7 protein-coding genes are annotated in these 7,288 nt (G+C 39.5%); 2 read left to right on the plus strand and 5 right to left on the minus strand.

Annotated features, from left to right (window positions below):
• Positions 1-166 precede the first annotated feature (166 nt).
• Genes GARC_RS01960 through GARC_RS01970 form a run of 3 tightly spaced genes read right to left on the minus strand, consistent with a single transcriptional unit; the run spans position 167 to position 3,832 of the window.
• Positions 167-931 (minus strand): SDR family oxidoreductase, encoded by a 765-nt coding sequence (locus tag GARC_RS01960; protein ID WP_007616156.1) that lies wholly within the window; start codon positions 929-931, stop codon positions 167-169.
• Between the two features lie 42 nt (positions 932-973).
• Positions 974-1,978: an NADP-dependent oxidoreductase gene (locus tag GARC_RS01965; protein ID WP_007616157.1), complete on the minus strand. Its 1,005-nt coding sequence runs from the start codon at positions 1,976-1,978 to the stop codon at positions 974-976.
• A gap of 48 nt (positions 1,979-2,026) precedes the next feature.
• Entirely contained in the window at positions 2,027-3,832 is a 1,806-nt protein-coding gene (locus GARC_RS01970) for an acyl-CoA dehydrogenase (RefSeq protein ID WP_007616158.1), read from the minus strand.
• A gap of 172 nt (positions 3,833-4,004) precedes the next feature.
• Here GARC_RS01970 and GARC_RS01975 point away from each other — a divergent pair, with 172 nt between their 5' ends.
• On the plus strand, positions 4,005-4,979 hold the full coding sequence (locus tag GARC_RS01975; RefSeq protein ID WP_007616159.1) for a GlxA family transcriptional regulator: 975 nt from the start codon (positions 4,005-4,007) through the stop codon (positions 4,977-4,979).
• Between the two features lie 508 nt (positions 4,980-5,487).
• Positions 5,488-5,796: an isoamylase early set domain-containing protein gene (locus tag GARC_RS01980; RefSeq protein WP_007616160.1), complete on the plus strand. Its 309-nt coding sequence runs from the start codon at positions 5,488-5,490 to the stop codon at positions 5,794-5,796.
• A 317-nt stretch (positions 5,797-6,113) separates the two neighbouring features.
• Here GARC_RS01980 and GARC_RS01985 read toward each other — a convergent pair whose 3' ends face one another.
• Together GARC_RS01985 and GARC_RS01990 are read right to left on the minus strand one after the other, a co-directional pair.
• The gene (locus GARC_RS01985) at positions 6,114-6,551 is read right to left on the minus strand and encodes a hypothetical protein (RefSeq protein ID WP_161603922.1); all 438 of its coding nucleotides are present in this window, start codon (positions 6,549-6,551) and stop codon (positions 6,114-6,116) included.
• Positions 6,541-6,993, minus strand: a complete 453-nt coding sequence (locus tag GARC_RS01990) for a hypothetical protein (RefSeq protein WP_007616162.1) — start codon at positions 6,991-6,993, stop codon at positions 6,541-6,543. Before GARC_RS01990 ends, GARC_RS01985 begins: the two co-directional genes overlap by 11 nt.
• Positions 6,994-7,288 lie beyond the last annotated feature (295 nt).

Genomic DNA, 7,288 nt, shown 5'->3' on the forward strand with positions numbered 1-7,288 from the left:
TGGCAAAACAAAACCTATAGAATTTAACATCTTAGGTACCCCTTGTTTGCGGGCCATAAAGAGTTGTCATGATTTACAACTAAGTGAGTAGCACCTTTAATACTTGCGGAAATAAAAACGGCAACTAAATAGTTGCCGTCGATAAACTTTTATACTCAATTAGAGCCTAACTTAAAAATCCACCATCAACCACAACAGTAGTACCAGTAGTGTAGCTAGATGCGTCTGAGACTAGATACAATACAGTACCGGCCATTTCATCAGGCTGTGCGGTTCTACCTAATGGAATTTGCATTAATGCTGTTTTAAGGATTTTATCGTTACCTGTAAGCGCTGAGGCAAATTTAGTTTCGGTTAAACCGGGCAATAAAGCGTTAACTCTAATGTTTAAGCCACCACATTCTTTTGCAAATGCTTTGGTCATACTAATAACAGCCGCTTTGGTAATCGAATAAATACCTTGCCCCAAACCTGGTGATATACCGTTTACAGATGCAGTATTCAAAATCACACCACCGCCCTGCTCTTTCATCATTTTACCGGCTGCAGTAGACATAAAGAAATAACCACGAATATTTACATCAACGGTTTTATCATAGGCCGCTAAATCGGTATCCAAAATATGCCCAAAATAAGGGTTAGCGGCTGCATTGTTAACCAAAATATCCAAACGCCCATATTTTTCACTGATTTGCGCGAAGATGTTTTCAATCTGTGCCATTTCGCCTACGTGACAGGCCATGGCTACTGCATCACCACCGTCATCTCGAATACTTTGAGCTACGGCTTCACAACCATCAATTTTGCGACTAGAAACAATCACTCTCGCACCATAAGCGGCTAGTAATCTTGCAATCGACTCACCAATACCACGGCTTGCACCTGTAACTAAGGCGACTCTACCGGTTAAATCAAAAATATCTTTTTTCATACAGCATTATCTCTCTGTGAACTCGTCTCAAACTTGGAATTATTAATCGGCTTCAACTTTAAGCACCAGTTTACCCATGTTTTCGCCGTTAAATAACATCAATAAGGTTTCTGGGAAGTGCTCAATACCTTTAACAACATGTTCTTTAGCAATCAATTTACCTTCTGCAATCCAACCGGCCATTTCGGTTGCTGCTTTAGAATAGTTAGCCACATTATCAAACACCACTATGCCTTCCATTCTGGCTCTATTGACTAGTAACGAAAGGTAATTAGACGGACCTTTAACAGCCGTTGTATTGTTGTATTGACTGATAGCACCACAAATCACTATCCGCGCTTTCATACGTATTTGGGTTAAAACATTATCAAGAATGTCGCCGCCCACATTATCGAAATACACATCTACGCCTTTAGGGCATGCAGCTCTAAGCGCCTTTTGCACATCTTCACTTTTATAATCAATTGCTGCATCAAAACCTAGTTCATTTACTAAGTAGGCACATTTATCAGCGCCGCCAGCAATCCCTACAACTCTGCAGCCTTTAATCTTAGCGATTTGCCCTACTATTGATCCCACTGCTCCAGCGGCACCTGAAACTACTACTGTTTCTCCTGCTTTAGGTAAACCTGTATCCAACAATCCAAAATAAGCTGTCATTCCAGGCATACCTAATACACCTAAATAACGTTCTAATGGCGCTAAGCTGGGGTCAATTTTATGCAGCCCTTCGATACCCACAACTGCATACTTCTGTACACCACAATGACCATAGACGTAATCGCCTTCTGAAAATTCACTGCTAGTTGATTTAAGTACTTTACCTACGGTACCGGCGCGCATAACCGCACCAATTTGCACTGGTTCAATATAGGATTTACCGTCATTCATCCAACCTCTCATGGCAGGATCTAACGAGATATACTCCACTTGTATCAATACTTGATTGTCGGCTAACTCTGCCACTTCGGTTTCGACATAGTCCCAATTCTGCCTAGTAGGAAGGCCAACTGGTCGTGCTGCTAATAAAAACTGTTTATTTTTCATAATGTTTCCGTATTTATCTAATTTGCAATATGGTCGTGGTCGAATCGATTAAAACCATTCGGCTTGCATTTCACTGCAGCTGTCGTCCATATCATTTAATAATGCAATGTCTCTCTGCACTGCAGGCAACTCCCAGCGCACAAAATATTTAGCGGTTTGTACTTTACCTAAATAAAACGCCTTATCTTCATCAGTTAAAGCTGTATTTTTCAATGCGTTTTCAGCCACATTTGCCTGGCGTATCCACATCCAACTCATCACTACTTGGCCAAATATATTCATAAAACATGTGGCATTAGCTAACAATGTAGGCAGTTTTTCAGACTTTAAGTGCTGCCCTAACATTGGTAATAAGGACTGCATCTGCTGGATATAGGGTAATAAATTGGCTATCAACTGCTGACTTTGTTTACCTGTAACCTTAGCAAAATCGGCTTCCATTCTTTGTTGCAATAATTTTAAGCCTGCACCATCAGCTTGCCAAAGTTTTCGAGTTAATAAATCCAGAGCCTGAATACCATTAGTACCTTCGTGAATGGGATTAAGTCTGTTGTCACGCCAGCATTGTTCAACCGGGTATTCACGGGTATAACCTGCGCCGCCTAATACTTGTATCGCCAAATCATTGGCTTTAGGGCCATATTCTGACGGCCAAGCTTTAACTATAGGTGTCAACAAATCCAGTAACTCAAAGGCCTGTCTTTTTTCATCATCTGTTGTGAGAGTGTGTGAATCATCAACTAAGCGCGCGGCATAAAAACATAGAGCCATAGCCCCTTCAACATAGGATTTTTGCGCTAATAACATACGTTTCACATCACCATGCTGAATGATAGTAGCTGGTTTATCTGTGGGTTTGTTATTAGGAGCTACGCGGCCTTGGGTGCGTTCTTTAGCGTATTCTAGTGAATATTGATAACCACTGTAACCAACCATAGCGGCACCAAAACCCACACCCAAGCGCGCTTCATTCATCATTAAGAACATATAGCGTAAACCTTGATGTTCCTCGCCAATAAGATAACCGTGACAGTCTTGGTTTTCTCCAAAACTTAGTGCGGTAGAGGTAGTTCCTCTATATCCCATTTTATGAATAAGCCCGGCCAAGGCGACATCATTTCGTTCTGCAGGATTTCCAGCTTCATCGAGACGAAACTTCGGCACCACAAATAATGAAATACCTTTGACGCCGGCTGGTGCACCTTGAATTTTTGCTAAAACCAAATGCACTATGTTGTCTGACAATTCATGATCGCCAGCAGAAATAAAAATTTTATTACCTTTAATGCGATAATTTCCATCTTCATGTTTAATCGCTGAGGTATGAATATCTGCCAAAGACGAACCAGCATGGGGCTCTGTTAATCCCATTGTGCCGGTAAATTCACCGGTTAACATTTTAGGCATAAAAGCATTTTTAAGCTGCGGAGATGCAAAATTGCGTATTACGTTTGCCGCAGCAATAGTCAAAAATGGGTAACCAGTACTTGATGGGTTAGCTGCCATAAAATAACCGGCGCAAGCAGTCATTATAGTTTCAGGTAATTGCATACCGCCTTCATCAAAGTCAAAACGCCCTGCAATAAGTCCTGATTCAACATAAGCATCAAAGGCTTCTTTTACCTCAGGGATCATATGCACTTTTTTACCGTCAAAAGTTGGCTCATAAGCGTCACCTTTGGCGTTGTGGGTAGCAAACTTTTCTGTAGCAATTTTGTTTGCTATATCCATAACCGCATCAAATGTTTCGCGGTTATGTTCCACAAACCTGTCTCGCCCACAAAGACTTTCTGTATCCAATAATTCGTATAATTGAAACGCTAATTCTTTACGTTTTACTAGTTCGTTTTTCATATTGCCTAACCTTTACCAGTGATTACAGATGAAGACTGTAAATATTCTAAATGATAGCGATAGATTGACAAAAATATCCCTTCGCTATTATTGTCATATATGACATATTAATGGTCATTTATGACAGTTATAACGAGGTGTTATTTATGACTAATCACTGCGGTTATTTACAGTGTTTAAAGTAACCATTCTAGGCTTTGATCAAGCCTATGCAAGTGCCATTACAGGCGCCCTCGATTTGTTTGCGTTAGCTGGCGTCACTTGGCAACGTATGCAAGGACAGCAACCATCACCTTTTTTCGAAGTACAGATTGCGTCCATTAAAAAGCGTCCTGTGCGTTGTATTAATCAACTGGTAATCCATAGCCATATTGCAATTGAAGACGTTGAACACACAGACTTATTGCTGATCCCAACAATTGGCGGCGAACTCATTAACGTCATTAATAACAACCAAGCCTTATTGGCACATATTCAAAAACACTTTGCTAACCAATCTGATATTGCCAGCAATTGTAGCGGCGCATTCTTATTAGCAGAAGCAGGCCTTTTAGATGGCAAAGAAGCCACAACTCATTGGGGATATGCGAGCTTGTTTAAATCTCGCTATCCCAAAGTCAATTTGTGTGCAGAAAAAATGATCACCTCCGCCCAAAACATCTACTGTTCTGGAGGAGGCATGGCATGGTTTGATTTAGCATTGTTATTAATTGAGCGTTATTGTGGCCATGATGTGGCCACAACAACGGCTAAAGCCCACGTCATTGATATTTATCGAGGCGAACAAGTAGCCTATGCCAATATTCTCACTAAAAAATATCATCAAGATCCCGATGTATTGATAGTACAAGAGTGGCTAGAGGCAAACTACAGCCATAGGATAGTTGTGAGTGACTTACCTTTATTGGTTAACCTGTCCCTAAGAACCTTTAATCGTAGATTCAAAAAGGCCACCGAACATAATCCCTTAGAATATTTACAAACCTTAAGAGTTGAAGCCGCTAAAAAACAACTGGAAACTACCAACAGCAGCGTAGAGCGTATAGTCACCCAAGTAGGTTACGACGACTTGAGCTCATTTACTCGGCTATTTAAAAAGCACACAGGGCTATCTCCCAGTCAGTATGCAAAAAAGTTTAAACGATAAACTCAAACAATTTGGAAATGACGGTTCCAACCGCAGCTTAAAATGGTTTAAGCAAGGCGAATATTTACCCGCCCCTAATTAAAAGAAAGTGACGCTAAGTCAAAATTCTATTAACTCCTAAGAGAATGCAACAGCGACGCCAACTAACAAATGGATATGCAGGCATTATTGTGCGCCAGTGGTTTGAACACAGATTTGGGCTGGTATGAGTATTGGCTATAAGAGCGAACAAAAAAGTTGCACGTTTTTTGCTCTAAAGTTAATGGAGCTATTGCTGATTGTCATAATTTGTCAGTAAAATAGCCAAAATGTATTGATACAAATGATGTTCATGTATAAAAGCACGATATATCAATGCTTTGAGTTATTTGTTTTATTATTGAATGATAATTTGTCAGTTGCATCAAAATATAACAATGCTGCACTTTTTTTGAACATTTAGGCTCCACCTAAACAGAGCCTAACAACGATAGTTTAATTAACACAACCGATATACAGGAGAAAAACGATGGCTTTTAAAAAACAATATTTGAAATCTAAAGCGGTATGCAAAGTGACATTCAAGTTGTCCAAGGAGCAAGCACATGCGGCTGAATCTGTTCGGTTAGTAGGAGATTTCAACGAATGGGACCTGTCATCCGAGCCGATGAAAAAGCTAAAAAATGGTGATTTTACTACCACAGTTAACCTAGCGAAAGACTCGCAGTATCAGTTTAGGTATTTGCTAGATGACAAATCCTGGGAAAATGATTGGGAGGCTGATGCCTATATCCCTTCATCTGTAGCTTTTGCTGATAATTCAGTTGTGCAGGTTTAAGCAATTATTGACAGAAGGTGATGTCAGAGTCTGATATCACCTTCTTAATATTTGTTATCTGCCCTCCCGCAAAAACATTTCAAGCGCAAAAGACTTCTATTTCAAAGCAAAAGAATTTGAACCACAGAGACACAGAGAGCACAGAGGAAAACTGATGGAAAGAGAGCATTACTTGGGTAAAGGAGTTAAAATTAACTAGCTCTAGCGTTTAAATAAGCCGAAATTATAATTGGCTATAATGTTTGATGAACGAAAAACAGCCAACTATTAGCTGGTCCATTATATTTGTTACAGGCTCTAGCAGCTAGTTAGCAATTTCATTCCGATGGTTCGATTGTTTGCAAAACAGGGTCTCCTGTTTTTACATAACTTTCATCTTCGTCTAGGTCTTCCCAAGTTTTTTCATCTGTTTTCAAAGTTTCGTGTTTAACAATATATTTGGGTGGCATAAGTGACTTTGAAACAGTGCCTAAATCACCCCAAGTATGTCCAAACCCGCCCACATTAACTTTTTCTTTTTTATATGTAGAAGCAATCGACAGTTTTTCTTGTACTTGTGTAACTTTCACTCGAACTTTAGGCCTTTCAATTGAACCTAGTACTTCACCAGTGTCTGGATCTGTAATATCTTCACCATTTAGATCCATAACATCAAAGTACATTCCTTCTTTAACTCCATGTTCAGAACCTACTGTAATTGCGACTTCTCTTGAGTTCAGGATTCTAGCTACTTTACCTCTAATTTTATTTGACATGATTGTTAGAACCCTTCCACTTATCTTTTAATTCAGCAACTTCATCTGGAACGATGTCATTCCAATCTTCAATAGCATCATCAGCTGTTGCCAACTGCTCAATTACTATTGCTTCTAATTTTCCCATAGTAATATTTAAATCTCTACCATCACTAGCCCCGTTAATTTCATAACCCACACGAGATAAACTTTCATACAGTGAAATTAACCTTCTAAAAGCCGATCTCGCATGAGGCTTTATAAGATCTCTAGCCGCATTTTTGGCTGATTGTTTTCCAAATTGAAATGAACCAATTAGCCCAAAAGCTAAAGAGAAAGCTTGAAGGAGTGTGTTCTCTAGACTTGTTAAATCCCTTTGACTCGCCACATATATAGATAAGCCTATCATTATAAATGAAGCCAAAATCAGAATGATAGGGATTATTTTATCCGCCAATTTCATTTAATTTCCTTTGTTCGAGTTATCACAAAAACTTCCATAAATGGCTAACGGTTTATTAGTGTGACCTTGCAAGCTACATTACCCTGTATTGTTGAAAAGTCCAGAATCAGCTTTAGGCGTATTGTAATCTGTCAAAGTTGTGGGACTTATCTAGATAGATAAGTCCGCGAACGTCTCATATTCCCTCATGTCACTGCGAAACGTTATATCGAATTTATTAACCAGAGCTACTAAACTACATTTGTCCCTTCGGCGAAGCTGCATTTAACTTTGCTTTTCTCTGTGTACTCTGTGC

Origin of the sequence: Paraglaciecola arctica BSs20135 (assembly GCF_000314995.1) — a bacterium.
GTDB lineage: Bacteria > Pseudomonadota > Gammaproteobacteria > Enterobacterales > Alteromonadaceae > Paraglaciecola > Paraglaciecola arctica.

Coding starts and splice junctions, on each gene's coding strand:
- GARC_RS01960 (WP_007616156.1), bottom strand. CDS start 931: ATGAAAAAAGATATTTTTGATTTAACCGGTAGAGTCGCCTTAGTTACA.
- GARC_RS01965 (WP_007616157.1), bottom strand. CDS start 1,978: ATGAAAAATAAACAGTTTTTATTAGCAGCACGACCAGTTGGCCTTCCT.
- GARC_RS01970 (WP_007616158.1), bottom strand. CDS start 3,832: ATGAAAAACGAACTAGTAAAACGTAAAGAATTAGCGTTTCAATTATAC.
- GARC_RS01980 (WP_007616160.1), top strand. CDS start 5,488: ATGGCTTTTAAAAAACAATATTTGAAATCTAAAGCGGTATGCAAAGTG.
- GARC_RS01985 (WP_161603922.1), bottom strand. CDS start 6,551: ATGTCAAATAAAATTAGAGGTAAAGTAGCTAGAATCCTGAACTCAAGA.
- GARC_RS01990 (WP_007616162.1), bottom strand. CDS start 6,993: ATGAAATTGGCGGATAAAATAATCCCTATCATTCTGATTTTGGCTTCA.